Below are 25,660 nucleotides of genomic sequence, written 5' to 3'. Positions count from 1 at the left end.
ATCGCCAGGATGCGGTACCGGCTGAACCGGCCGGTACCGCTCTGTCAGTGTTACGAGGCGCCTGGCGAACGCGAGAACATCCGCCTGGCAACCGCGTCTTTAGCGGACCGGCATGCCGTATTGCAGACCGCCGTCGGTCCACAGAGCGTTCTGGCCGCGCTGGATCTTCAGAGGCGTGTTGACGCCGATGTTCCGTTCGAAGATCTCGCCGTAATTGCCCACTGCCGAGATCACCTGAGCGGCCCAGTCCTGCGGCAAGCCGAGCGGCTCCCCGAAATTCGAGTCCTGGCCGAGCAGGCGGCGAATGTCCGGATTGTCCGAGTTCTTCATCTCCTCGACATTGCCCTGGTTCACACCGAGTTCCTCAGCATTCAACAACGCATAGTGGGTCCAGCGAACAATGTCGGCCCACTGGTCGTCACCCTGACGGACGGCAGGTCCAAGCGGCTCTTTCGAGATGATTTCCGGCAGGATCGTGTGATTGTCGGGATTGCTCATTTCAAGACGCGAGGCCGCAAGACCCGATGCGTCAGTGGTCAAGACATCGCAGCGGCCCGAGTCATAGGCCGAGTTCACGTCCGACTGGGATTCGATGACGACCGGATTGTAGTCCATGTCGTTGGCTTCGAAATAGTCGGCAAGGTTAAGCTCGGTCGTCGTGCCGGACTGGACGCAGACGGTGGCGCCGGAAAGCTCGAGCGCGGAGTTCACGCCGAGATCGTTCTTCACCATGAAGCCTTGGCCGTCATAGTAGTTGACGCCTGCGAAATCGAGGCCGAGCGCGGTATCGCGGTCCATCGTCCAGGTCGTGTTACGAGCCAGCAGATCGATCTCGTTGTTCTGCAGGGCCGGGAAGCGTTGCACTGCGGACAGCGGTGAGAATGTCACGGCCTGCGGATCGCCAAGGACGGCGGTCGCCACAGCGCGGCAATAGTCGACGTCGAGCCCCTGCCATTCACCCTGGTCGTTCTGCGATGCGAAGCCCGGCAGGCCCGTATTGACGCCGCAGCGCAGCGATCCGCGCTCCTTTACGGTCCCGGCGGTCTGGGCCTGGGCACCCGCTGTCGCGAGGGCCGCGACGGACAGTCCGAGTGCCGCAGTCAGGAATTTGATTGTCATGTGGGTTTCCCTATTCGGTTTCTTCATCGAATCTCGAGTGACTCGTTTGGCGATCGATGGAACCCGATCCGGGGGCGCGTGTCGACAGGCGGTTGGCCGATTGCCGAAGCCGCCCCAAATTCGAGGCCATCGTCAGGAGCCCATGTCATGGCAAAGATTTATGCAGGTCAAGCTGCTGCATAAAATTTCGCACTGCGATAAAGGGTCCACTGTGATGCACACTACTTCAAGTTGCAGAAAGTTTTGCGAGTTTGAGCAAAGATCAAGTGAACAAGCCATCCGCACAGCGAATCGGCACCCGTCTGGTGCACCCTCCCTACGATCCGATGTCGATGCATGGCTTCGTTAATCCACCAATCGTACGTGGCTCGACCGTTCTGTTCGAATCGACTGCGGCGATGGCCGACCGAAAGAACCTCAAATATTCCTATGGACTTGCCGGTACGCCGACGACGAAGGTGCTCGAAGACCAGTTGAGCGAGCTCGAAGGCGCCCACGGCACCGCGCTGGTGCCTTCGGGGCTTGCGGCAGTCACGTTGCCATTGCTCGCCTTCGCTTCGGCCGGAGATCACGTGCTCGTCGTCGACTCAGTCTATTCCCCCACACGCCGCTTCTGCCATCAGGTGTTGAAGCGCATGAATGTGACGGTCGAGTATTACGATCCGTATATCGGCGGTGCCATTGCAGATTTGATGCGCCCCGAGACTTCGGTCGTTTTTCTCGAAGCGCCGGGCTCAAACACTTTCGAAATTCAGGATGTTAGAGCGATCTGTGACGCAGCTGTCGCCGGCGGCGCCGTGACGATGCTGGACAATACGTGGGCAACCCCTCTCCACTTCCGTCCGCTGGATCATGGCGCCGACATGTCGATCCATGCGTTGACGAAATATCCGGGCGGCCATTCCGATCTGTTGATGGGTTCGGTTTCCGCCAACAGAAAGACCTGGGATCAACTTCTGAAAACCCAGACGGCGCTCGGTATAAACGCCAATCCAGACGACGTGTCGCTGGTTCTGCGCGGCATGAAAACGCTCGGCGTGCGCCTTCGGCAGCATGAGAAGGTCGCCCTCGAACTCGCGAAGTGGTTGGAAACCCGCGACGACGTCCGGTCGGTCCTCCATCCGGCGCTCCCCTCCTTCACCGATCACGAGGCCTTCAAGCGACAGTTTTCGGGATCCTCGGGGCTGTTCAGTTTCGTACTCGACGGTGATGCGATGGCCGCAACGCGCTTTCTTGACGCGCTCACGATCTTCGGGCTTGGCTATTCCTGGGGCGGGCACGAGAGCCTCGCCGTCCTCGTGGATCTTTCCGATCGAACGATCGCTGCCGGACCGGAGACAGGTCCACTCATTCGCCTCCAGATCGGGCTCGAAGATGCCGAAGACCTTCAGGCCGACCTCGAACGAGGTTTCGAAGCGGCCATGGGCTGAGGCCGGCAGGTCAGGGTGTCAGCCAGACGCCCTCGTGAATGCCATTCCCGACGTCGCGAAAACGCGATCTTCGATGACCTTCCGAGGCGAGATAGAGGACCTCGGCCGTTTCGAAGGCAACGACTACGGCAGCGAAATGGGAGGCGCCCGGATCCGCGGCGATATCTCCATTCTTGTGCTGCGAAACGTCGGCGTGACGATAGCCGTCGGGTGCTCCAAGAACGGTGCCTGGTCCGGGCTCGATCCGGTAGCATTCGCGGCTCATGGGCAGTGATGCGGTAAAGGCTTCGGCGGCGAGGCCATTTTTGTCACTCGGATCGATCTTGTGGACCTCCGCTCGCCCACCGAGCCGGATCTGCAGTTTGCGACCCTTGTCATAAAAGACGAGTGACACCCGGCCGTTTTCAGCGAACTCGCTCACCTTTCTAGAGCGCCCGTCGGTATGAAACCGAAGCTGCCAGGAATCTCGATCGAACGCGCGCAGCACGACCACCCGAGCGCTCGGTTCACCGTTTGCGTCGACCGAGGCAACAGTGAAGGTCCGAAAACCGTGACCCCGGTCGCTAACCGCAGCTGAGAGCTCTCCTAGCGCGTGGCGAAGCGTTCCGTCGAGATCGTCGTACCAGTCGGGAATGTCTGCCATGGGTTCTCTGGCTTCGTCATCAGGTTCAAGCGCGGCGTTGTCTGACACCCTAATTCCTAGACGTTGGGAGGTGCGAGCGTCGACGCCTCCTCCGGCAGCCCAAGCATCCCCACCTCGCGAAAGGGCGACGCGCGCGGCCGGACAGCGATCGGCCGTGCCGAGGACCCGACAAAAAAAGGCGGCACGAAGCCGCCTGTCAAGTTTTGGCTGGAGTATCAGGCATGAAAACCTGATCCGTTAAAATGCGCCATATGCGGCAAAGTTGCTACAGCTTTCGAAAATTTAATTGCTTTCGGCGCGAAAGGGGGCTTGGGCCGAGCAAGGGGCTTGACTTTTCTTTTAATGGCGGAGGCGCGCTGCTCGACCACAGTCGGGCCGAATTGCCGTTGCGGCGCAACCAAGTCCAGCCGCTTCACGTTGGCGGTGAAGATTGGTCGCATGGTGCGCATGACGTGCCGGGGCGGCAAGCAGATTGTCTCAGAATCGAGCAGGAGTTTCCAATGAGCCGCGATCGTTCCGTACTGGACGGATTGTCCGAAAGCATGCACTCGATAGGCGAACGGTTGACGGACCTCGAGCATGATCTTGCCGCACGCCTCGATCCGCGTCCAAGCCGAACCGAACGGGCTCGCCGAGCGCTGGTACGCGCCAATCCATTCCATCACGAACCGAGCTTTTCGGAGCGGTATCTTCCCGATTTCATGACGGGCTGGTACTCGCCGACGCGAGCCGAGGCCAGGCGTCAGGTTCGGGCTCTCCGTGATGCGTCCGAGCACGGCTATGACAGTGCGCGCGGGTCGCTCGCCGCGTTTTACGACGGCTTGCCGGACCTTCGTCTGCCTCGCACGAAAAGCTTCAAGCGCGGGATGCAGTCCCAACGCGGCATCGACAAGATCCGGACCTCCATGAGCGAGCGCGACAAGGAACTCACGCTGCTATTGGTCGCCGGCGGTACGCTCGCTGCAATCGGTGCGGCCTATTATGTCACCAAAAAGGTGCAGGAACACGCTGAAGAGCCGAGCTACGAGGTCGTCCGCGAGGACGGCGTCGTCGAGATTCGCGACTACGATTCCATGATCGTCGCCGAGACGGTGAAGAGCGGTTACCACGAAAAGGCTCGCCGCGCGGGCTTCGAGACGCTTTATGACTACATCGCAGCGAAAAACCGTGGTGGCAAATCGATCAAGATGACAACGCCGGTGCTTCAACAGCTTGCTGATTCGGAAGGCAAGACCAAGGGCTGGGCCGTGCGCTTCGTCATGCCGAAGAAGCACACGATGGCGACCCTCCCGCAGCCTGAACAGCGGGACGTCATCCTCAAAGAGGTTCCGGCCCGGCGAACCGTCGCCATACGCTTCAGTGGCAACTTCAATGCAACGCTTGCATCGAAACAACTGATGACGCTGTACAACTACCTGGCTGACAACAACCTGACCCAGAAGGGCGATCCCGAATACGCGTTCTACAATCCACCCTGGACTCCGGGGTTCATGAAGCGCAACGAAATTCTGATAGAGGTCGAGCGCTGAGCTATCGCGTCGATATAATTTGAAATAACGCTTCGATAGATAAAGAGCCCGGCATTTGCCGGGCTTTTTAATTGAGTTTTACACTTAACCTAGATTTCATTAATTCAGACATATTTAAGGCGGTTCGGTTGATTTATTCAGGAATTCATCGAGAATTACTTTATGAAATTCTCGCCTCGGAGTCTATACATGCGTCGCTTCACCGCCTTTCTGGCCCTGACCGCGAGTTGCAGCATGGCCGCGCAGCCCGCCTCTGCCGGCAGCCGCGGCGCTTCGCTTGAATGCTACAGAGCGGTTCACATTCCTGCTCAGTATCAGACGGTCGAGGAAGCCGTGCTTCTCCGTCCGGCCCGCACCGTGCACGATACGATCCCGGCGGAATACGGCTACGCCGCAAAGCAAGTCGTCGTCTCGCCCGCCCGCGTCACCTACGACATCGTGCCTGCACGCTACGAGACGGTCGCAAAGAAGGTGGTTATCGAACCCGCACGCACGGTCCACCGCTCCTCGCCGCCAGTTTACCGGACGGTGACTGAGAAAGTGATGATCGAACCTGCACGGATCGGCTACGAGTGGCGCGTCATCAAGGGCCAAAAGGTCTTATGCAAAGTCCATATTCCCGCGAAATACGCGCACCATACGCGCCGCGTCATCGTCGATCCTGGCAAGAGCTGGGCAGAAGTCATTCCCGCTCGCTATGGCACCACCCACCAGAAGGTGCTCGTGAGCCCGGAGCGGAGGGTCGCCCACCACGTTCCGGCTGTGACGAAGACCGTCTCCGAGAAAGTCGTAGTCCAAACCGCGCGCACCATCTCGCGCACGATTCCCGCCGAGTATACGACCCGTCACCGCCAGGTGAAGGTTCGAAACGAAAGCCAGGGATGGCAGCAGGTCAGCCTTCGCGGCTCCTGTTGAGGTCCTGCCCCCGGCTCATAGGTCCCACTTAGAGGACAGCTCGGCAGAGCCACGCACCCGCCCCTGGTGCGTGGCTCTTTTTCTTTCGCAGGTCTAGAGACCGGCCAGCGCCTGATCGAGATCGGCGATGATATCCTCCGCATGCTCGATGCCAACCGACAGTCGCACGACGTCCTCGCCTGCGCCGGCCGATTTGCGTTGTTCCTCGCCGAGCTGTTTGTGCGTGGTCGAGGCCGGATGGATGACTAGCGAGCGGGTGTCGCCGATATTGGCAAGGTGTGAAAACAATTTGAGACTCTCGACCAGCTTCACGCCCGCCTCGTAGCCACCACTGACACCGAAGGTCAGCACCGCGCCGGCACCGTTCGGCGCATATTTCTTCATGTTCTCGTAGCTGGGATCGCCTTCGAGACCGCCATAAGAGACCCATGTCACCTTCTCATGCGCCTTCAAATGCTCGGCCACGCGCTTGGCGTTGTCCGAATGACGCTGCATGCGAAGGGCGAGTGTCTCGATGCCAGTCAGTATCAGGAAGGCATTGAAAGGCGAGATCGCTGGCCCGAGATCGCGCAGGCCGAGCACGCGCGCTGCGATGGCGAACGAGATGCCGCCGAAGGTCTCGTGGATTTTGACGCCCGCATATTCCGGCCGGGCTTCCGACAGCATCGGATATTTGCCCGACGCGGCCCAGTCGAAATTGCCGCCGTCGACAATGACGCCGCCCATCGAATTGCCATGGCCGCCAATGAACTTCGTCAACGAATGGACGACGATATTGGCGCCGTGTTCCAGCGGACGGCAGAGATACGGCGTTGCCATCGTATTGTCGACGATGAGTGGGATGCCATGCTTTTTGGCGATTTCGGCGATGCCCGCGATGTCGGTGACGACACCACCCGGATTGGCGATCGATTCGATGAAGATCGCCTTCGTCTTGTCGGTGATCGCCGCCTCGAAGCTAGAAAGGTCCGAGATATCCGCCCATTTCACGCGCCAGTCGAAATTCTTGAAGGAATGGCCGAACTGGTTGATCGATCCGCCGTAGAGCTGGCCCGCGGCGACGAATTCGTCGCCCGGCTGCATGATCGTGTGGAAGATGAGGAGTTGTGCGGCATGACCCGAGGCGACGGCGAGCGCGGCCGTCCCGCCTTCTAACGAGGCGATGCGCTGCTCCAGAACCTCCTGCGTCGGGTTCATGATGCGGGTGTAGATGTTGCCAAAGGCCTGCAGGCCGAACAAGGAGGCAGCATGTTCGACACTGTCGAACTGGTATGACGTCGTCTGATAGATCGGCGTTGCCCTTGCGCCGGTGGTTGGATCCGGCCGGGCACCGGCATGAATTGATCTCGTTTCGAAATTCTGTTCGGACATCGCTTTCCTCCTCTGTGCGGGCGAATTGGGACGCCCTGCCCGTCATTCGTCCCTAGCGCAGGGACGTTCGGTTTCCCAGAGGGGGCGGTGGTGGCGATTTATCGGCGCTTTTTGCTCTGCCGCCCGCTTCAAAGCCAGAACGCCCGCACTACCCTCGCTCGACGACATGGCGCCGGCGAACCGCCCGCGTCCTTCAGCACAAGTAGGAGTTCATCGATGCCAAGTATCGAAGGCAAGGTCCGCTACGGCGTGGTCGGCGCGGGCTGGATTTCCCAATGCGCCTTCATGCCGGGCGTGCCGCAAACGACCAATTCGATCCTCACAGCCCTCGTCTCGGGGACGCCGGAGAAGAACGAGCGGCTCGGCATCGACTACGGGCTTGAGACCTACACCTACGACGAATACGACAAGTTCCTGAAATCCGGTCTGATCGATGCGGTCTATATCGGGCTGCCGAACGATCAGCATCGCAAGTTCGCCGAACCCGCGCTGAAGGCCGGCATCCACGTTCTTCTCGAAAAGCCCATGGCGACGAGCCTCGAGGACGCCGAGGCGATCGAAGCCGCGGCGAAGGCCTCCGGCGCCAAGCTGATGATCGCCTACCGCCTGCACTGCGAGCCGGGCACGATCTCCATGATCGAGGCGATCCGCAACGGCGAAATTGGCAAGCCGCGCTACTTCACCTCGACCTTCTCCCAGACGGTGAAGGCCTCGAATTATCGCGCCAAGTCCGGCTATTGGGGCGGCCCGGTACCGGACATGGGCAACTACCCGATCAACGCCGTGCGCAATCTCTTCGAGGCCGAACCGATCGAAGTCGCGGCGATCGGTTCGCGCACCGATCGCAATCTCGGCTGCGAAGATACGATTTCGGTCATCCTGAAGTTTACTGAGGGGCGACAGGCAAGCTTCACACTGAGCTATTCCTCAGACAGCGAGGAGGTGTTTCATCTCGTCGGCAGCGAGGGAGGCATTAAGGCCAAACCCTGCTTTGGCTTCTCGCCCGATCTCGCGATCACCTACGAGATCTCGAAGAAGGACGGCGAGACGGAGACCCGGACGGCACCCGTCACGGACCAGTTCGCCGGTGAGACCGACTATTTCTCCGACTGCATCCTCAACGACCGCGACCCGGAGCCGAACGGCGAGGAAGGCATTCTCGACATGCGCGTACTGGCGGCCGTCGAACGGGCCCTCGAAACCGGCACGGTCCAGAAACTGGAGCCCGTCCCCCGCCAGCGTCGCATCGACAAGTCGATGCGACGCGAAATCGCCTATGGCAAGCAACCCGAGATGATCGGCGGCGAGCCGCCGATCGAATAGGATGTGAGCGACGATGCCTGACAGTGGCGCACCGGTGATCCAGACGGAGCGTCTATTGCTTCGCCCGCACGTTCGGGAAGATTTCGACGACCTCCACAAACTCGGAAGCGATCCGGCGGTGTTCCGCTTCACCGGCGGTGGCAAGGCATCCAGCGAGGAAGAGAACTGGCGTCGCTTGCTCTTCTATATCGGCCACTGGCAGGCGTTGCGTTTCGGCCTGTTTACGGTGAGGGACGCCATCAACAACGCCTTTCTCGGCGAGGGCGGCATCATGCATTTCCATCGCGGGATCGGCGCGCATTTCGATCTCTTCCCGGAGGCTGCATGGCGGTTTCTTCCATCGGCGCAAGGAAAGGGCTACGCCTTCGAAGCAGTTTCGGCATTCCATGCCTGGTTCAAAGGCTTGCCTCCTGTGTCCGAAAAGACCGTCTGCATGATCCATCCGGACAACAGCGCCTCACTCAAGCTCGCGGACAAACTCGGCTACCGGCCTTACGGAGTAGCGAAGTACAAAGACGAGCATCTGACGCTCTTCGAACGCCAGGTATCGCGAGATTCGACGAATTGACAAATTTCGGTGTCCACTCCATACCACGCGTCACGATGACCATACGCTCGCTCACTAAAACGTCGATTAGCTGACGCCCGCCCCGCTTCTCTCCCCCGGGGCGGCGGAGAAGCGTATTCGATCCGAAGGTCGGGGAGAGCGAAAAAGGTCGAACCCCATGGGTTACAAAGTCGCGATCGCAGGCGCCACCGGCAATGTCGGGCGCGAAATGCTGTCTATCCTCGCCGAACGCAATTTCCCGGCCGATCAGGTCGTGGCACTCGCCTCCCGCCGCTCCGTCGGCCAGGAGGTCTCCTACGGCGACAAGACGCTGAAGGTGAAGAACCTCGAGGGCTTCGACTTCTCCGATGTCGACGTCTGCCTGATGAGCGCCGGCGGCTCGGTCTCCAAGGAAATGAGCCCGAAGATCGGGGCGCAGGGCTGCATCGTCATCGATAACTCATCGGCCTGGCGTTACGATCAGGATGTGCCGCTGATCGTGCCGGAGGTGAACCCGGACGCGATCGAGGGTTATTCCAAGAAGAACATCATCGCCAATCCGAACTGCTCGACCGCCCAGCTCGTCGTCGCGCTGAAGCCACTGCACGATCATGCGAAGATCAAGCGCATCGTTGTCTCGACCTATCAGTCGGTCTCCGGCGCGGGCAAGGACGGCATGGACGAGCTCTTCGAGCAGTCGCGCGCAGTCTTTGTCGCCGATCCGATCGAGAACAAGAAGTTTACCAAGCGCATCGCCTTCAACGTCATCCCCCATATCGACGTCTTCATGGAGGATGGTTCCACGAAAGAAGAGTGGAAGGTGATGGCCGAGACCAAGAAGATGCTCGACCCGAAGATCAAGGTTACCTGCACGGCCGTGCGCGTGCCGGTCTTTGTAGGGCATTCGGAAGCCGTCAACATCGAGTTCGAGAACCCGATCACGGCGGACGAAGCCCGCGACATCCTGCGCGAGGCCCCGGGCTGCCTCGTCATCGACAAGCGCGAGGACGGCGGCTACGTCACCCCGCTGGAATCGGCCGGCGACGACGCGACCTTCATCAGCCGCATTCGCGAGGACCAGACCCTCGACAACGGCCTCAACATTTGGGTCGTCTCCGACAACCTGCGCAAGGGAGCGGCGCTGAACACGATACAGATCGCCGAACTGCTGGTGGAGCGCGGCTATTTGGACAAGCGCCAGGCGGCTTGAGGCATTCGGGCAAACGCCCTGCCGACCCTAAAAAGCGCGGTACCGGCCATCGCCGGTATTGCCCCCCTTTCCGGACAGAACTATCTCGGAATATCCTGCGGCACGCCGCCGGAGAGGTCGTGCGCGTTTTCTCCGAGCGTCTTCAGCGCCTTGATCGCTTGGCGGTCGAAGGAGACAAACATGTCCGCACCCGCTATTCGTCCCGAATAGGCGATGACCCCGTCCGCGAAATCGCCTCCGGCTTCGAGCATGGCGATCCCGGCCTCGGCGGCCAAACGGTCCGCTCTGACGTTCGGTGCGTCGATCAGCTTTCGGATCGCGTCCGCGATGGCGGCATCTTCGATCCGATAGCCTCGACGCAGCACCCAGACAAATTCGCAAAGCACTTCCGTCGCAACGAAGACGATCTCTGCGTTGACGAGAAGCTCCGCGGCGAGCAGAGCCTGCTCGGGATCATCCCCGACGGCCGACCGGACGAGAACATTCGTGTCGGCTGCGACCTTCAACGCGGATTATCCGCCGCGCCATCTGCGATCACCTCGTTCATCTCTTCGACCGACAGCCTGCGGCCCTTCGTTTGGTCCTTCAATGATCCGATGAAGGCGTGGATCGAGCCTTCGCGCGGAGCCGCTTTGAGTTCCACAGCGCCATCCGGCCTGAGAGACGCCTCCACTTTCTGGCCGGGCTCCAGACCGAGATGCCGAAGGATTTCCCGCCTGAGCGTCAGCTGTCCGCGCGCCGTAATCGATAGTCTAGGCATGGCTTTAATTTCCGAGTTTGCGGTTACTCAACCCAAAAATAATGGACTTCTGCATTACTTGCCAGTGATGTCACTAGGCCAAGCCTCAGAAGGTCGGAGTGCAAGTGCCGCATTGCTCGCTCTCTCCCAGTCACTAGCTGCTTAGATCCGGTCAGCACCGGAATACTCATCTGTTGGAGCGCGTGTCATGTCCTTGATAACACTAGTCATCGGCGCATCCGGCGGCATCGGCACGGCACTAGTCGAGCGCTGCCGGGAAGACGGGGAGGTGGTTGGCCTCTCGCGCAGCGCTGACGGATTGGATGTCACCGATGAGGCGAGCATCGAGCGGGCACTCTCCAGTATCGATGGACCTTTCGATCGCGTCTTCGTCGCGACCGGCATCCTCACCGCTCGGCGCGGCAAGCCGGAAAAGAAACTCGGCGATTGCGAGCCGGACGAGCTCACCACGCTCTTTGCCGTAAACGCGACCGGGCCGCTTCTGGTGCTCAAGCATCTGATACCGAAGCTCGACCGGGATCATCCGGTGAAAATCGGCGTCCTGTCGGCACGGATCGGTTCGATTGGGGATAACGGGCTCGGCGGCTGGTATGCCTATCGGGCTTCCAAGGCTGCACTGAATCAGCTTGTTCGCACGGCCGCGATCGAGCTGAAGCGCAGCTACAGGCAGGCGGTGCTGATCGCACTCCACCCGGGCACGGTGGCGACGCCCTTCACGGCCGATTTCCAGGATCATCACAGCACCGACGAACCGGCAAAGGCGGCTAGCAATCTTGTTCGCACGCTCGATGCGCGCGGGATGGAAGAGAGCGGCACGTTCTGGGATCAAAACAACGAGCCGATCCAGTGGTGAGACATCCTTCGCACATCGAGTTCCCGTACGACGAAACCCCCAGCCACACGAAGAAGCTGGGGGTCACCGTCTGCGCTGAAACGGGGCGGGATCAGCGGCAGATGGTCCGGTAGCCGACGACCACCTTCCGGCCATGGTAGCGGCTCCATTTGCGGATCGGCTTGTCGAAGCAGTTGCGGTGGCGCTTCTTGGCGAGGCCGGCGCCTATGATGCCGACGGCAAGGCCGATCACGGCACCGGCGATCACCGCGTCGCGATTGCTTGAGTGCGAGTAGCCGGACGGCGGAACTTCGGCGCCATAATCGGAGGCGTTCGCGGGAGCAGCTGCAGTAGCGAGGGTGGCAGCGGCGGCAAGGGCGAGGACGGTCTTGCGGATCATTGTCAGGGCTTCCTTCCGGTTTGGGCGGTCCGTTTCGTCCGCCGATGGAAAGAAGCTATCCGAAGCCCGGCCGGCTCTCAGTGACCGGAGTCACAACGGCGACGCCCGGCTGGCAACGCGCCACCATTTCAGCCCCTTTTCGGCGTGATATCTCCGCTAGCTTTTCTGCTGAGCGGAGCTGAGACGCCGGTCCCGCGAACATCGGAAAGGGCTGAGTTGGACTGGTTCGAGACGATCGACGCCTATTGCGAGCGGACCAATACGGCCTTCTGGTCCGAGCCGCTCAACGCGATCACGAACGCCGCATTCCTTCTCGCCGCGCTCATCGTTTTCGTGCGAAGCCGCGGAGGTGCCAGACCCGGCCTTGTAGAAATGGCGCTGATCGCCCTCGTCTCCGTTATCGGCGTCGGCTCCTTCCTGTTCCACACCTTTGCAACACGTTGGGCAGGTCTTGCGGACGTGCTGCCGATCACCGTCTTCATCTTCGCCTATTTCGCCTACGCACTGAGGCGCTTCGTGCGGCTAGGGTGGATCGCGACTGCAATCTGCACCCTCCTCTTCTTCGTTGTCTCGCCGCTGGCCGAGCCGGTCTTTTCGCCCATCGTCGGCGGGTCGGCCGCCTACTTGCCCGGGCTTTTCGCGATGCTCGGCATCGGCGGCTTTCTGCTCGCAGGACGCCATCCGGCAGGACGTCTCGTCTTCGCGGCAGGCATCGTCTTCACCGCCTCTCTCGCCTTCCGAATAGCCGACGATCCGCTTTGCGATATCATGCCGCTCGGCACCCATTTCCTTTGGCACGTTTTCAACGCCGTGACCCTCGGCCTCTTGCTGACGGCCGCGACGCGGTTCGGCGCCCTGCCCGACAAGCATCGCGCGGCCGCCTGAAACGCAGCGCCCCGGCCCTTCTCGACGCGGCCTCCTTTATTTCGCGAGGGCAGCGCTTAGGTTCCCGCTACGCTCCGCCGACCGCCGCGGCAGCCGATTAGCCGCGACAAAGCCGAACAGGTCGACGAAAGCCACAGATGAGCGAGACGACGCAAAAGCCAATCCTGTCCATCGAAAACGTCTCCAAGACATACGAGGGCGGCTACAAGGCCCTCAAGAACGTCGACCTGACGATCCAGAAGGGCGAGATTTTCGCCCTCCTCGGGCCGAACGGCGCCGGTAAAACGACGCTGATCTCCCTCATCTGCGGCCTTGCGCGACTGAACGAGGGCAGGATCACCGTCGACGGCCACGACGTGAAGAGCGAGTTCTACAAGGCCCGCGGCAAGATCGGCCTCGTGCCGCAGGAATTGACCACCGACGCCTTCGAATCCGTCTGGAACACCGTTTCCTTCTCGCGCGGCCTGTTCGGCAAGCCGAAGGATCCGACCGTGATCGAGCGGGTTCTGAAATCTCTTGCTCTCTACGAGAAGAGGGACAACAAGCTCCGCACCCTTTCTGGCGGGATGAAGCGGCGCGTTCTCATCGCCAAAGCCCTTGCTCATGAACCGGAAGTGCTGTTCCTCGACGAGCCGACCGCCGGTGTCGACGTCGCGCTCCGCCGCGAAATGTGGAACGTCGTCGCCGATCTGAGGCAGACCGGCGTCACCGTCATCCTCACGACCCACTACATCGAGGAAGCCGAGATGATGGCCGACCGGATCGGGGTCATCTCAAAGGGCGAACTCATCCTTGTGGAGGACAAGAACGAGTTGATGCGCAAGCTCGGCCACAAGGAACTGACCATCGTTCTTCAGGAGCCACTCCAGGCGATTCCCGACAATCTGTCCCACTATGATCTGCAACTCGCCGAAGATCGGATGAGCCTCACCTATTCCTACGACACCCATGCGGAGCGAACCGGCATCGCGACCTTGATGCGCCTCCTCGCCGAGGACGGCGTCAGGTTCCGCGATATCGTGACGAAGCAATCGAGCCTTGAAGAGATTTTCGTCGGCCTGGTGGAAGACGGACAATGAACTGGCACGCCGTCAAGGCCATCTACATGTTCGAGATCAACCGGGCGATCCGCACGATCGGCCAGTCGATCGTCTCGCCGGTGCTCTCGACCTCACTCTATTTCATCGTCTTCGGCGCGGCGATTGGGTCCCGCATCAACCAGATCGATGGAGTGGACTACGGCGCCTTCATCGTGCCGGGTCTGATCATGCTCCAGCTCCTCACCCAGTCGATCTCAAACGCCGCCTTCGGCATCTATTTCCCGCGTTTTGCCGGCACGATCTACGAGGTGCTCTCGGCTCCTGTCTCGGCAGTGGAAATTGTTCTCGGTTTCGTTGGCGCGGCGGCAACGAAATCGATCATGATCGGCCTCATCATCCTCGCGACGGCGACGTTGTTCGTCGATTTTGAGATCGCGCACCCGATCTGGATGCTGCTCTTCCTCGTGTTGACCGGCTTCACCTTTTCCCTGCTCGGCTTCATCATCGGCATCTGGGCCGACGGCTTCGAGCAGCTTCAGCTCGTCCCACTTCTCGTTGTCACGCCGCTGACATTTCTCGGCGGAACCTTCTATTCCATCGACATGCTGCCCGACTTCTGGCGGGATGTAAGCCTGCTCAATCCAGTCCTCTATCTTGTCTCCGGCTTCCGCTGGGCCTTCTACGAAGCGTCCGACGTTTCGATCTTCGTCAGCCTTTCGATGACCCTTGCCTTCATGGCAATCGCGATGACCGCGATCTGGTGGATCTTCAAGACGGGCTGGAGGATCAAGCCGTAACGGTCGATTCCGCAGGACACGCCCATTCCAAGCCTATCCTTGACCTCGCTGCCCCATTCCGATCTCTCACGCCCACCAGACGCAAACGAACCAAAGGAGCTGCCCCTTGGCTCAGCTCAATGCACAGATCATTCCTGTCACCGAGTTTCAGCAGAACTGCACGCTGCTGTTCGACGACGAGACGAAGACCGGGGTCGTCGTCGATCCGGGCGGCGAGGCTGAGAAGATCGAGAGTGCGGTGAAAGCAGCAGGCGTGACCGTCGAGGCGATTTGGCTGACCCACGGCCATATCGACCATGCCGGCGGAGCGATGGAGCTGAAGGAGTTGCTCGGTGTCGACATCATCGGCTCGCACAAAGACGACAAGCTGCTGATGGACAATCTCGCTGAACAGGGAAAGATGTTCGGGCTGAGAAATGAGATCCGCAACTGCACGCCGGATCGCTGGCTGGACGAGGGCGATCGGGTCTCCTTTGCGGGGCACGAGTTCGAGGTTCTGCACACGCCCGGTCATGCTCCGGGCCATGTGATCTTCGCCTACCGCGCGGCGAAGTTCATCGTCATGGGCGACGTGCTCTTCAACGGCTCGATCGGGCGGACGGATCTGCCTGGCGGGAACCACGAAACTCTGCTCGCCTCGATCCGCGACAAGGTGCTGCCACTGGGCGACGATTTCGGCTTCCTGTGCGGCCACGGGCCCGGCAGCCGGCTCGGCGACGAGCGGCGGTCGAACCCGTTCCTTTCGGGGATGTGAACCCGGTCAGTAGCCAGGCGCGATGCGGATGATCTTCGATCCGCCGCCGGTGACGATGATATCGAGTCCGGATTTCGGATAGGGGCGCTTGTCGAGGCGCGCTTCCTCGATATCGATCACCTTCGGGCCCGGATTTGCGTAACGCCCAGCTCGCGCTTCACTGAGTCTGATGCGGTTCGTCGGGCTTTTGAACGAGCTTGAACCCGTAGAGACGTAGAGAACCGATCCTTCTCCACTGGTCCAGACCCGCGGCGTCTCCGATAGGCGCCATCCACGTTGTGCACGCTTGCCGAGGATGCGAAAAAGGCCGCGCGGCGAGACCCTGATCTCGCTCGAAATGCCGCCGCCATCTTCGAGGAATTCCTCACGCTCCGAGGTAAATAACTGAGGGCCGCCGGAAACACCGCCACCATCTTCCAGGAATTCTTCATCCTCAGATGTAAGGGTCACTGTGTCGTCGTCGGAAATGCCACCGCCGCCGGCAAGGAAATCGTCCTGCGTGTCAAGGCCGATTTCATAGCCGGTTCGGACGCCGCCGCCATCCTCCAGAAAATCCTGCTGTGCGGGGGCGGAGGTTGCGAAACAAAGTCCAAGAATGGCGGTAATGGTGAAGACGTGCCGCATGAGACAAACTCCCTAACATTACGTTAATCGGTGTTTGCTCCCGAAACAGCAAGAGCCATGCCAACAGGGCCGGAGCGAGGATTCAGGGATATGCCAAACCGTGTCCGCTAATGCAGGTCCCGGAACCCAAACCCGCAGTGTTCAGCCTTCCTTAACCATATCCGTACGCCACGGGAGCGGACGCTCTGCAGATGTCTTTCGTAGCGTGTGGTGGAAACACCCTCCCGATCCCAACGTCTCAGAATCGTGCACCTGTTCCAGATCGGGACGGCCCGTGCCATCACCGCAACCGGCTTCAGCCCGTATGACCGATCCGGTGGGCGAAGAACCGGGTCTTGGCGTCGAGCATGCGGTCCGCGCCCGCTTCGTGATAGCCTTGGAATGCGAACACCTCGCCGGCCGCGCAGACAGCCAGCACATCTAAGTGAGCCGTATCGAGAGACGAGCCGCCGACCTGCGCGCGTGCATAGGCCGATCCGTTGCGCAAGAGTTCGACCGCGAAGCTCGGCGCGGACGCCGCAAGCGAGCCGCTGAAGCCGAAGGACCAAAGGCCGGCCCCTTTCGGGCCGATCGTCAGTTGCCCATTGGCGAAACTGCTGTCGCCGAGATTGGCGTACTCGACCGTGAAACCGGAAAGATTTGTTGGGGTCGCATCGAAGAGTGTGTCGGACCCATTCGACGCGGCGATCAGCGCGACCGCCTTCGTCGCAGGCAGGTCGACGGTACCGCTCGCCCGGTTGACGACAAAAGCGTCGTAATAGCTCCCACCGTCGGGCGTGACCTTGATGCGGAAATCGTCGTCGCCGTAGAGGCCCATCAGGGCGCGCGTCGAATAGCCGTTTTGAAAATTGAAGCCGGCATCATTCTGGCTGTTCGCCTTGTTGAATGTACCGAGGATAGACCCGTTGCCCGAGCCGGAGGCATCGTCGTGGGTGAAGAGGAGCGAATTCGATTTGACGACGAGACGGTTGTAGTCGTCGGCATCCGCATTGATGCCGAATTTCGGCGCGCCGAGCTGCGGATCGATGCCGCTTACGAACGGGTCGGCGGTCCAGCCGGCGCCATCGTAAACAAGCGCAGCATTTTCCTCTGCGACATAGGCGATCCAGCCGGCACGCGGCTGGTAATAGGCCCATGCGCCATCCTGAAACGCAGCGACCCTTCCCGCCCGGCCCTGCCATTCTCCGCTCGCTCCCTCTGCGATAATGTGGCGCTCGCCTTCGGCCGGCGCGCCGGGCGGATTGGCCCTATCGCGGGCGAGGACGCCGAGATGGACGATCGCGTCCAGCATCCGCAGCGCCTCGTTGTGGGTGACGTGTTTCTGCGCCTGAGACGGCGCGATCATGGGAAGCGACAGAAGATGGGTTTGAAACATCGGGAGAACCTTCGGACGTTATGACGTCTCTAAAGGTTAGACCGAGTGTTCGCTCCCGCGGACAAGTCCGCGGGACCACGGGGCCTTAGTGCTCGTAGATCATCTTGCGGGTCATGCCGCCGTCGAGCGTCATCACCTGCCCGGTCATGAAGCCGGCGCCCGACAGGTAGAGCACGGCGTCCGCGATATCCTCGGACCGGCCGACACGGCCGACCGGATGCTGGGCATGATCCTTTTCCCGCAGATCGCTGTTTCCCGAAATCCAGCCGGGTGCGATGCAGTTGACGCGGATCTTCGGCCCTAGGCTCACCGCCAGCGACTGAGTGAAACCGAAGAGCCCGCCCTTCGCCGCGCAATAGGCCTCCGTTTCGGGCTCCGCCATGAAGGCGCGGGTCGAGATCATGTTCACGATCGAGGCGCCCTGTCCCATCAACGGCACGGCCGCGCGCGTCATCAGGAAGGCGCCAGTCAGGTGGCTTTCGGTGACCGCGCGCCAACGTCGAGCGAGAGCTTCTCGATCGGACCAGTTTCTGGGTCCGACTTCCCGGCGTTATTGACGAGAAGGTCGAGTTCGCTCCAGCCAAGTTCGTTGAATGCGGCTCCGACCGAGGCCTCGTCGGAGACGTCGCACTGGACGAAACGCGTCCCCTCGCCTTCTTGGAGATCGAAGGAGACGACCTCCCAGCCGTTCGCCGCCAGCTTCTTGCAGATGCCGGAACCTATCAGCCCGGCCCCGCCCGTCACGATTGCTTTCTTCATGAGGCCCGAGATAGGGCGCGGGACAACGCGAGCTAAGCCGAGAAATCGTCAGCCGGCGGCCGGCCGGTCCCACAGCTTCAGTTCAGCGGGGATATCGGTCGTCTTCTCTGGAGCCCTGCAGAGATCGGCGATCACGCAGGCCTCGCATTCGGGCTTGCGCGCCTTGCACACATAGCGACCGTGCAGGATCAGCCAGTGATGTGCATGGCGCCGATAGGGCTGTGGAATGACCGCGAGCAACCGCTCTTCCACCTCGTCGGGCGTCTTGCCCGGCGCGAGTTTCAGCCGATTGCCGATCCGGAAGATGTGAGTGTCGACGGCGAGCGTCTCCTCGCCGAAAGCAGTGTTGAGAACGACATTCGCCGTCTTGCGGCCGACGCCCGGCAGTGCTTCCAGCGAAGCGCGGTCGTGGGGCACCTCGCCGCCGTGATCTGCGACCAGGACTTGCGACAGGGCAAAGACGTTCTTGGCCTTGTTGCGAAAGAGCCCGATCGACTTGATGTGATCGCGGATCGCCTCTTCGCCGAGCGCTGTCATGGCCTTGGCATTATTGGCGACGGTAAAAAGGCCTCGCGTCGCCTTATTCACGCCGGCATCCGTCGCTTGCGCTGACAACACGACGGCAACGAGCAGAGTGAAGGGGTTCGAATGTTCGAGTTCAGGCCGCGGCTCGGGCCGCTGCACAGCGAAACGTTGGAAAATCTCCGCGATCTCGTCTTTCGAATAGGGGATGCGCGGCCTGCGCTTGCGCGGTTTGGCGGCAATTTTCGGCGCAGATTTCGTTTGGCTCACGCGTTTCTCACCCTGCGTCGCTTTACCGGCCTTGATTCCGCCCGGACCAAGGTCGATCTTGATGCATATGCAACTTCTTAGGAGCCGCGGGAATGGATGACAATCTAACCCGCAGCGGGCCCCAACCGTTTGATGCGGACAAACCGATTTTCGAAGCCCTTCTGACGCCCTATCGGTCGCTCGGACCCAGAGGCTTTGCCATAACAATGGCGCTGTTCGGTGCGGTCTGCGTTGGAGCCGGCATTCTGTTTGCGTCGCAGGGCGCATGGCCGGTCCTCGGCTTCCTAGGCCTCGACGTCATAATTCTCTACTTCGCTTTCAAGCTCAGTTACCAAGCCGGCAAAGCGCGTGAAGAGGTCTCTATTTCCCGCTCGGATCTATCCATTCGCAAGATTTCGCCTCACGGCCGGGTTCGTGAGACCCACTATCAGCCCGCTTGGACCAGATTTCACGTCAAGCGTATGGAAGACGTCGGCATCCTGAGAATGGACGTCGCGAGCCAGGGCCGCTCGACCGAGATCGGCCAGTTCCTCAACCCCGACGACCGTGAAACATTCGCCAAGGCATTCGGCGAAGCCCTCGGCATCGCGAAGAGAGGTTGAGGGCCCACACGGCGAAGGCGGACAAACCTTCAGACAGCATGCCATTGCCCTCGGTCGACCTTCAGATCGCAACCGCTCGAAGCAGCTTTTGAGAACCTAGGCTGGCGTGGTCTCAGGACCCGCTCGATAAGGTTTTGCAAGCGCTTCGTATCCCCCGAATGAGCGAGTCTAATGCGAAGAGCCGAATGGCTCCGGCGCCGGCGAAACAGTCTCTCATACCTTTTCTCTGGAACCGCGCGACTGCAGGGGTCAACGATTGACCATCCGCACATTGTTCAGCCTAGACTAAATAAATCTTTCGTTCAGTCTTGATTAAACGATCGTCGACGCGTAGCTAAGTGTCATGAACCATACACCCGACCCAATCAGTTTTCACATGAACCAGTCCTGCGCCGAGGCGCGAGAGCGCTTCATAGAGCGCATGGGCGAGCACATGGAAATGGAGGGCTTGCCCCGTATTGCGGGCCGGCTGTTCGGGCTGCTGCTGGTCGACCCGGGCACGGTGAGCTTTTCCGATCTTGCCGAACGACTCGGCGTCAGCCGCGGATCGATTTCAACCAATGCGCGGCTACTGGAGGGTAAGGGCCTGATCGAGCGGGTCGCCGTCGATGGAGAGCGACAGGACTACTTCCGCCTCGCCGACCGGCCGTTCGTCAACATGGTCCGCGGGATTGCGGCGCGCATGCGCGAAACAATGACACTGATCGACGACGGATGCAGGGACTGCGGCGGTCCGTCGGTCAATCCGGGCATTCTCGCGACACGTGATTTCTTTGCCGAAGCCGTTGAGAACCTTGAAGAGTTGGCGGCCCGCCTTGCCGAACGATGCGGCCGGGAGAACGAGCAATGATGGAGCCGGACGCACATACCCTTTCCGTCAACCATGACCGCATGCGGCATGGCGTGATGCACACGGGTGCTTCGACCGAAACCGAGCCGTCCAGCGGACGACGCTCGGAACCAAAGGAGCCTCGATCAAAGGCCGGCTGGCTTGCTCTGCTTTTCGTGCTGGCTTTGACAGGCTGGATGGGCTCTGGATATCTCGCGGACGATAGCGGTGAGACGGTCGCCCAGTCTCCACGCGAGAAGGTGGTCGAGCCGTTCACGGTCGAGGCGTTCCAATCCGAAGCGCGACCGGTCACGCAGTTCGTCTCCGCCGAAGGCCAGGCGATCCCAGATCGACAGACCCCAGTGCGTGCAAAGACAGGCGGCACGATCGAGGAGATCGTTGCACGCAAGGGACAGTTCCTGAACGAGGGCGACATCATAGCCCGGATCGCTCTGGCAGATCGCAGTTCCCAAATTGCCCAGGCCGAAGCCGAACTCAGCCGCCGCCAAGGGGAGTTCGACCGCGTCAGAGGCCTTGTCGAACGCGGCTATTCCACCCGTGCTGAACTCGAAGCAGCAGAGGCCGAACTCGCCGTTGCACGCGCGTCACTAGCGTCGATCCGCCAGACTCAAGGCGATACCGAGATCCGTGCTCCGATCACCGGTGTTCTGGAAAATTTCGATCTCGATCTCGGTGAGTTCATCGAAGCATCGACAGAAGTTGGTACACAGGTGGACAACGACCCGCTCTCGGTCGAAGTGCAGGTTGCCCAACAGAGCATCGGGCGCATTGAACTCGGTCAGACGGCACAGGTGACCTTCATCACGGGTGCAACCCGCGAAGGCGAGGTCACTTACGTAGCGAGTAGCGCCAACTCCTCGACGCGCACGTTCCCAGTCGAGATCACCATCCCCAATCCCGACCGGGACATTCCGGCCGGCATCTCGGCCGAGGTTCGCATTCCGGTCGGCGAAACGCCGGCCCACTTCCTGTCGGCCGCAATCCTTGCACTTGGCCCGAACGGCGAGCTTGGGGTCAAAGCCGTCGACGACAACTCCCGGGTCGAGTTCTATCCGGCCGAATTGGTGCGCGCCGAAACCGATGGCATCTGGGTCGACGGCTTGCCCGAAAATGTGCGGATCATATCGGTCGGACAGGGTTTCGTTTCCGACGGTGAGACGGTAAACGCCGTTGCGCCGACGGGCTACGGACCGGATATCGAGACGCCAGCCGATGCACCGCCACAGCCCGAACTGCCCGATATTGCTGCAGCGACCCCTGAAGAGCAGCCGGGCGGCTCTGGGCTGATCGCCGATGGCGACGCATCTTCTACGAGCGAAAGTACCCAGGTCGCTTCGAACGAAGCGGAAGCCGGATCGGAAGGCATGGCAGGAAACGACGTCGTTTCGCTTCTCGGCGAGGCCGAATTTACGGCAGAGCCCGGTTCGGACGGCACTCCACCCCAAGCCGTCGTGCGCATGGCGCAGGAGGCCCTCAATTCGCTCGGCTACGAAGCAGGGCAAGCCGACGGCCTGATGGGGACGTCGACCCGAAACGCCATCCGCGCCTTCCAGGCCGACAACGGGCTCGAGACGACCGGCACGCTGAGCGCCGCCTTCGCGTCTGCTCTCACGCAGGCGATCGCGACGGGGACGGGCCAGTAATGTATGCGATCATAGACGCGGCCTTCGACCGCTCCCGCACCGTCCTGCTCTTTCTGGTCTTGATCATTCTCGCGGGCGTCGTCGGCTACCAGTCGATCCCGAAGGAGTCGCAGCCGGACATTCCGATTCCGGTCATGTACGTGTCCACTGTCCTCGAAGGCATCTCGCCCGAGGACGCGGAACGGCTGATGATCAAGCCGCTGGAGACCGAACTCTCCTCGCTCTCCGGTCTCGATGAGATCGAAGGCCAGGCCTATGAAGGCTTCGCCTCGGTCCAACTAACGTTCGAGGCCGGGTTCGACGCCGACGAGGCTTTGACCGATGTCAAGGATGCGGTCGACCGGGCCAAGCCCAATCTTCCGGCAGAGGCTGAGGAACCGACGGTCAATGAGGTGAACACCTCACTTTTCCCGATCGTCACGATTGTATTGTCAGGTCCCGTGCCGGAGCGCACGCTCGTCAATCTCGCAAGCGAGCTACAGGACGATCTGGAATCGGCGCCCGGTGTTCTCGAAGTCGATATCGGTGGCGACCGCGACGAGCTCATGGAGGTCCTGATCGACCCGACGGTCTTCGAGACCTACGATATCTCTTTCGACGCCCTTCTCGAACAGTTGAGCCGCAACAATCGGCTGATCGCCGCCGGCGCGATCGACACCGGCGCGGGCCGGATCGTCGTGAAGGTACCGGGTCTGGTCGAAGATGTGAGCGACGTTCTCGACATGCCGATCAAGGTCGACGGCTCGACCGTCATCACCTTCAAGGACGTCGCAGTCGCGCGGCGTACGTTTCAGGATCCCGAAGGCTTCGCCCGGATCGACGGGCAGCCCTCGCTGGCGCTCGAAGTCAAGAAGCGGTCCGGCGCAAACATCATCGAGACTGTCGACGCGGCACGCCGCGTCGTCGCCCAGCATCAGGAAACTTGGCCAGACACGCTGAGCGTCGAGTTCCTGCAGGATGAGTCCGAGCAGGTGGTCTCGATGCTGACGGATCTGGAGAACAACGTGATCTCGGCCATCGTCCTCGTGATGATCGTCGTTGTCGCGGCACTCGGCCTGCGCACCTCAATCCTCGTCGGCCTGTCGATACCGGGCTCCTTCCTAGCCGGCATCGCCATTCTCTGGATGGCCGGCTTTACGATGAACATTATCGTCCTGTTCTCGCTCATCCTCGTTGTCGGCATGTTGGTCGACGGGGCGATTGTTACGACCGAACTCGCCGACAGGCGGCTTCTGGAGGGCGCGGCCCCGCGCGAGGCGTACCGACACGCGGCCAAACGCATGGCTTGGCCCATCATTGCCTCGACGGTTACGACGCTCGCCGTCTTCTTGCCGCTGCTTTTCTGGCCCGGCATCGTCGGCGAGTTCATGAAGTTTCTGCCGCTGACAGTGATCATCACGCTAACGGCATCGCTTGCGATGGCACTCGTCTTTATTCCTGTTCTAGGCGGCGTCATTGGCAAAGCCCAGCCTATGCCGCGCAAACAGCGCGAGGCGCTGGAGGCAGCCGAGTCTGGCGATCTTTCGACGATCCGCGGCACAACCGGTGTCTACCTGAAGGTGCTGAACGCTGCACTCAAAGGTCCGCTGGCAACGCTCATAATCGCAATTTCGATCTTGGTCGCCGGTTTTTACGGTTACGCCCAATACGGGCGCGGGGTCGAATTTTTCCCTTCGATCGAGCCGGAGTTCGCTCAGGTGCAGATCCGTGCACGCGACAATTTTTCCATCTTCGAGAAAGACGCGATCGTACGGCAGGTCGAGAACAGGCTTCTTGATCTCGACGAGGTGGAAAGCGTCTATGCTCGAACGATAAGCGAGGGCTCTTCGCGCCAGCTCGGTGCAGATGTGATCGGCACTGTGCAGCTCGAACTCGACGAATGGGACCAGCGGCGCAAGGCGACCGAAATATTCGACGACGTGCGTGCGCTCACCGACGATATTCCCGGCATAACCATTCAATTGCAGCAGGAACAGAACGGCCCCGCTGCCGGCAAACCGATCAATCTCAAGCTGAACGGTACCGATCTCCAGTCTCTATCCAACGCCGTCGCGCAGGTGCGCGCGGAAATGGCCGATATCGGCGGATACACCAATGTCACCGATACGCGACCGCTTCCCGGCGTCGAGTGGCAGCTCACCGTCGACCGCGAAGAGGCCGCGCGATACGGTGCCGATGTTTCCTTGCTCGGCCAAGCCGTACAGCTTCTGACTCGCGGCATCGAAGTTTCCGACTACCGGCCCGACGACGCGAGCGGAGACGGCGAGGTGCCAATCCGTGTTCGTTTTCCGGCCGGCGATCGGACGCTTGAGCGGCTGGAGGATCTTCGCATCCCAACCAACCAGGGTCTCGTGCCGATCCGCAACTTCGTCTCTTTCGAGCCTTCGCCCAAGGTCGGGACGATCATCCGCATCGATCAGCGCCGCGTGATGTCGATCGAAGCCGATGAAGCGGAAGGTCTTCTCGTCGACGATCAGGTGCGAAAGCTGACCCAAAGGCTGGAGCAAATAGATCTGCCGCCTGGCGTCGAATATACCTTCGGCGGCGAGGCGGAAGATCAGCAGGAAGCTGCGAATTTTCTGACCAGCGCCTTCGCGGTCGCCCTATCGCTTATGTTCATCGTATTGGTGACGCAGTTCAACTCGCTCTATCAGGCGTTTCTTGTGATGAGCGCGATCGTGTTCTCGACGGCGGGGGTCCTTTACGGCCTGCTGATCACTGGCCGACCCTTCGGCATTGTCATGGGCGGCATCGGCGTGATCGCGCTCGCTGGCATCGTCGTGAACAATAACATCGTGCTGATCGACACCTACAACGATCTGCGAAGGCAGGGGCAGCCGCCGCTGGAAGCTTTGTTGCGCACTGGAGCACAACGTCTCAGGCCCGTCTTCCTCACCTCGGTGACGACCGTTCTCGGTCTCGTCCCGATGGTGGTGGGCGCCAATGTCGATTTCCTAAACCGGACGATCGAGTTCGGCGCGCCCTCGACACAGTGGTGGACGGAACTTTCGGCTTCGATCGCGGGTGGCCTTACCTTCGCGACGATACTGACATTGGTCCTGACGCCGGCCCTCCTGATGCTCGGCGAATGCTTCGTCGCCTGGGTCAAGCGCAAACGCGGAGAGGATGTTCCAAGCCCGAGGCTTGGAGATCCGCTTGGCCGCAGGCGACCGAAGGGTGGCGCAATGGTGCCTGCGGAATAGAGGCTGGCTAACAGCTTTCGCGAAAGTCCTAGGGCCCCTCTATTTCCCGGCTTTGGGTCGCAGGTGTCGTTTGTCACCCGCTTATCTCGCGACGAGGACGGCTCGCGGGCGCATCGCGAACGATGCACTCTCAGCCGGTATCTTTCGACGTAAACGCCGTGCTGCACCCCTTCCAACTGTCATTGACGAAGACTGACGGCTGGTGGGGCGCATCGCGCTGTCGGGGATTTCGGACGAAACTCAACGACTGCTATGAC

General features: G+C 60.8%; 25 protein-coding genes and 1 pseudogene. 15 read left to right on the top strand and 11 right to left on the bottom strand.

Annotated elements, in window-relative coordinates; translation table 11 throughout:
* Positions 1 to 99: 99 nt before the first annotated feature.
* Entirely contained in the window at positions 100 to 1,119 is a 1,020-nt protein-coding gene (locus FP2506_RS00930) for an amino acid ABC transporter substrate-binding protein (RefSeq protein WP_007065456.1), read from the bottom strand.
* Positions 1,120 to 1,385: 266 nt separating this feature from the next.
* Here FP2506_RS00930 and metC point away from each other — a divergent pair, with 266 nt between their 5' ends.
* Positions 1,386 to 2,549: a cystathionine beta-lyase gene (gene metC / locus FP2506_RS00925; RefSeq protein WP_425277081.1), complete on the top strand. Its 1,164-nt coding sequence runs from the start codon at positions 1,386 to 1,388 to the stop codon at positions 2,547 to 2,549.
* A gap of 10 nt (positions 2,550 to 2,559) precedes the next feature.
* Here the strand turns inward: metC and FP2506_RS00920 are convergent, their stop codons facing one another.
* Positions 2,560 to 3,192, bottom strand: a complete 633-nt coding sequence (locus tag FP2506_RS00920; RefSeq protein ID WP_007065454.1) for a pyridoxamine 5'-phosphate oxidase family protein — start codon at positions 3,190 to 3,192, stop codon at positions 2,560 to 2,562.
* 215 nt (positions 3,193 to 3,407) lie between these two features.
* The gene (locus FP2506_RS19115) at positions 3,408 to 3,854 is read right to left on the bottom strand and encodes a hypothetical protein (protein WP_040488790.1); all 447 of its coding nucleotides are present in this window, start codon (positions 3,852 to 3,854) and stop codon (positions 3,408 to 3,410) included.
* Between the two features lie 39 nt (positions 3,855 to 3,893).
* Between FP2506_RS19115 and FP2506_RS17800 the strand changes: the two genes are divergently transcribed.
* Positions 3,894 to 4,721 (top strand): SOUL family heme-binding protein, encoded by an 828-nt coding sequence (locus tag FP2506_RS17800; RefSeq protein ID WP_244404100.1) that lies wholly within the window; start codon positions 3,894 to 3,896, stop codon positions 4,719 to 4,721.
* A 189-nt stretch (positions 4,722 to 4,910) separates the two neighbouring features.
* The gene (locus FP2506_RS00905; RefSeq protein ID WP_007065451.1) at positions 4,911 to 5,636 is read left to right on the top strand and encodes a hypothetical protein; all 726 of its coding nucleotides are present in this window, start codon (positions 4,911 to 4,913) and stop codon (positions 5,634 to 5,636) included.
* A gap of 93 nt (positions 5,637 to 5,729) precedes the next feature.
* On the opposite strand, the gene FP2506_RS00900 is transcribed toward FP2506_RS00905, so the two are convergent.
* Positions 5,730 to 7,007, bottom strand: coding sequence for an O-acetylhomoserine aminocarboxypropyltransferase (locus tag FP2506_RS00900; protein ID WP_007065450.1), 1,278 nt, complete (start codon positions 7,005 to 7,007; stop codon positions 5,730 to 5,732).
* A 216-nt stretch (positions 7,008 to 7,223) separates the two neighbouring features.
* Here FP2506_RS00900 and FP2506_RS00895 point away from each other — a divergent pair, with 216 nt between their 5' ends.
* The 3 genes from FP2506_RS00895 (at position 7,224) to FP2506_RS00885 (ending at position 10,087) form a co-directional block, all read left to right on the top strand.
* Positions 7,224 to 8,330, top strand: coding sequence for a Gfo/Idh/MocA family protein (locus FP2506_RS00895; protein WP_007065449.1), 1,107 nt, complete (start codon positions 7,224 to 7,226; stop codon positions 8,328 to 8,330).
* Between the two features lie 13 nt (positions 8,331 to 8,343).
* Entirely contained in the window at positions 8,344 to 8,898 is a 555-nt protein-coding gene (locus FP2506_RS00890) for a GNAT family N-acetyltransferase (protein WP_007065448.1), read from the top strand.
* 157 nt (positions 8,899 to 9,055) lie between these two features.
* Positions 9,056 to 10,087, top strand: coding sequence for an aspartate-semialdehyde dehydrogenase (locus FP2506_RS00885; protein WP_007065447.1), 1,032 nt, complete (start codon positions 9,056 to 9,058; stop codon positions 10,085 to 10,087).
* A gap of 80 nt (positions 10,088 to 10,167) precedes the next feature.
* Here FP2506_RS00885 and FP2506_RS00880 read toward each other — a convergent pair whose 3' ends face one another.
* Complete coding sequence (locus tag FP2506_RS00880; protein ID WP_007065446.1) at positions 10,168 to 10,593, bottom strand: type II toxin-antitoxin system VapC family toxin; 426 nt, start codon at positions 10,591 to 10,593, stop codon at positions 10,168 to 10,170.
* A complete protein-coding gene (locus tag FP2506_RS00875; RefSeq protein WP_007065445.1) occupies positions 10,590 to 10,847 on the bottom strand; it encodes an AbrB/MazE/SpoVT family DNA-binding domain-containing protein in 258 nt (85 codons plus the stop codon). Before FP2506_RS00875 ends, FP2506_RS00880 begins: the two co-directional genes overlap by 4 nt.
* A 187-nt stretch (positions 10,848 to 11,034) precedes the next feature.
* Between FP2506_RS00875 and FP2506_RS00870 the strand changes: the two genes are divergently transcribed.
* Positions 11,035 to 11,700: an SDR family NAD(P)-dependent oxidoreductase gene (locus FP2506_RS00870; RefSeq protein ID WP_007065444.1), complete on the top strand. Its 666-nt coding sequence runs from the start codon at positions 11,035 to 11,037 to the stop codon at positions 11,698 to 11,700.
* A gap of 91 nt (positions 11,701 to 11,791) precedes the next feature.
* Here the strand turns inward: FP2506_RS00870 and FP2506_RS00865 are convergent, their stop codons facing one another.
* Positions 11,792 to 12,079 carry a hypothetical protein gene (locus FP2506_RS00865; RefSeq protein WP_007065443.1) on the bottom strand — a complete coding sequence of 96 codons (288 nt, stop codon included), beginning with the start codon at positions 12,077 to 12,079 and terminating at the stop codon, positions 11,792 to 11,794.
* 216 nt (positions 12,080 to 12,295) lie between these two features.
* Between FP2506_RS00865 and FP2506_RS00860 the strand changes: the two genes are divergently transcribed.
* From FP2506_RS00860 to FP2506_RS00845, 4 genes are all read left to right on the top strand, one after another.
* Entirely contained in the window at positions 12,296 to 12,964 is a 669-nt protein-coding gene (locus tag FP2506_RS00860; RefSeq protein ID WP_007065442.1) for a ceramidase domain-containing protein, read from the top strand.
* A gap of 137 nt (positions 12,965 to 13,101) precedes the next feature.
* A complete protein-coding gene (locus FP2506_RS00855) occupies positions 13,102 to 14,043 on the top strand; it encodes an ABC transporter ATP-binding protein (RefSeq protein ID WP_007065441.1) in 942 nt (313 codons plus the stop codon).
* Positions 14,040 to 14,801, top strand: a complete 762-nt coding sequence (locus FP2506_RS00850; protein WP_007065440.1) for an ABC transporter permease — start codon at positions 14,040 to 14,042, stop codon at positions 14,799 to 14,801. Before FP2506_RS00855 ends, FP2506_RS00850 begins: the two co-directional genes overlap by 4 nt.
* A gap of 106 nt (positions 14,802 to 14,907) precedes the next feature.
* Positions 14,908 to 15,555, top strand: a complete 648-nt coding sequence (locus FP2506_RS00845; protein ID WP_007065438.1) for an MBL fold metallo-hydrolase — start codon at positions 14,908 to 14,910, stop codon at positions 15,553 to 15,555.
* 6 nt (positions 15,556 to 15,561) lie between these two features.
* Here FP2506_RS00845 and FP2506_RS00840 read toward each other — a convergent pair whose 3' ends face one another.
* The 4 genes and pseudogenes from FP2506_RS00840 to nth all read right to left on the bottom strand — a co-directional run bounded on the left by FP2506_RS00840 (position 15,562) and on the right by nth (position 19,105).
* A complete protein-coding gene (locus FP2506_RS00840; RefSeq protein ID WP_007065437.1) occupies positions 15,562 to 16,179 on the bottom strand; it encodes a hypothetical protein in 618 nt (205 codons plus the stop codon).
* A 295-nt stretch (positions 16,180 to 16,474) separates the two neighbouring features.
* Positions 16,475 to 17,554: a DUF2793 domain-containing protein gene (locus tag FP2506_RS17795; RefSeq protein WP_007065436.1), complete on the bottom strand. Its 1,080-nt coding sequence runs from the start codon at positions 17,552 to 17,554 to the stop codon at positions 16,475 to 16,477.
* Between the two features lie 85 nt (positions 17,555 to 17,639).
* Positions 17,640 to 18,313 (bottom strand): annotated as a pseudogene (locus FP2506_RS00830) (SDR family NAD(P)-dependent oxidoreductase).
* Positions 18,314 to 18,361: 48 nt separating this feature from the next.
* On the bottom strand, positions 18,362 to 19,105 hold the full coding sequence (gene nth, locus FP2506_RS00825) for an endonuclease III (RefSeq protein ID WP_007065433.1): 744 nt from the start codon (positions 19,103 to 19,105) through the stop codon (positions 18,362 to 18,364).
* A 92-nt stretch (positions 19,106 to 19,197) separates the two neighbouring features.
* On the opposite strand from nth, the gene FP2506_RS00820 reads away from it, so the two are divergent.
* The 4 genes from FP2506_RS00820 to FP2506_RS00805 all read left to right on the top strand — a co-directional run bounded on the left by FP2506_RS00820 (position 19,198) and on the right by FP2506_RS00805 (position 25,403).
* Entirely contained in the window at positions 19,198 to 19,707 is a 510-nt protein-coding gene (locus FP2506_RS00820) for a DUF2244 domain-containing protein (RefSeq protein WP_007065432.1), read from the top strand.
* Between the two features lie 343 nt (positions 19,708 to 20,050).
* Entirely contained in the window at positions 20,051 to 20,557 is a 507-nt protein-coding gene (locus FP2506_RS17790; RefSeq protein WP_007065431.1) for a GbsR/MarR family transcriptional regulator, read from the top strand.
* Positions 20,554 to 22,200 carry an efflux RND transporter periplasmic adaptor subunit gene (locus FP2506_RS17785; protein ID WP_244404099.1) on the top strand — a complete coding sequence of 549 codons (1,647 nt, stop codon included), beginning with the start codon at positions 20,554 to 20,556 and terminating at the stop codon, positions 22,198 to 22,200. Before FP2506_RS17790 ends, FP2506_RS17785 begins: the two co-directional genes overlap by 4 nt.
* The gene (locus FP2506_RS00805; RefSeq protein ID WP_007065429.1) at positions 22,200 to 25,403 is read left to right on the top strand and encodes an efflux RND transporter permease subunit; all 3,204 of its coding nucleotides are present in this window, start codon (positions 22,200 to 22,202) and stop codon (positions 25,401 to 25,403) included. The genes FP2506_RS17785 and FP2506_RS00805 overlap by 1 nt, the downstream gene beginning before the upstream one ends.
* Positions 25,404 to 25,660: the final 257 nt, after the last annotated feature.

The organism is Fulvimarina pelagi HTCC2506 (assembly GCF_000153705.1).
Taxonomy (GTDB): domain Bacteria; phylum Pseudomonadota; class Alphaproteobacteria; order Rhizobiales; family Rhizobiaceae; genus Fulvimarina; species Fulvimarina pelagi.
The sequence above is the reverse complement of the archived record's forward strand: the minus strand, read 5'-3'. Positions and strand labels throughout refer to the sequence as shown.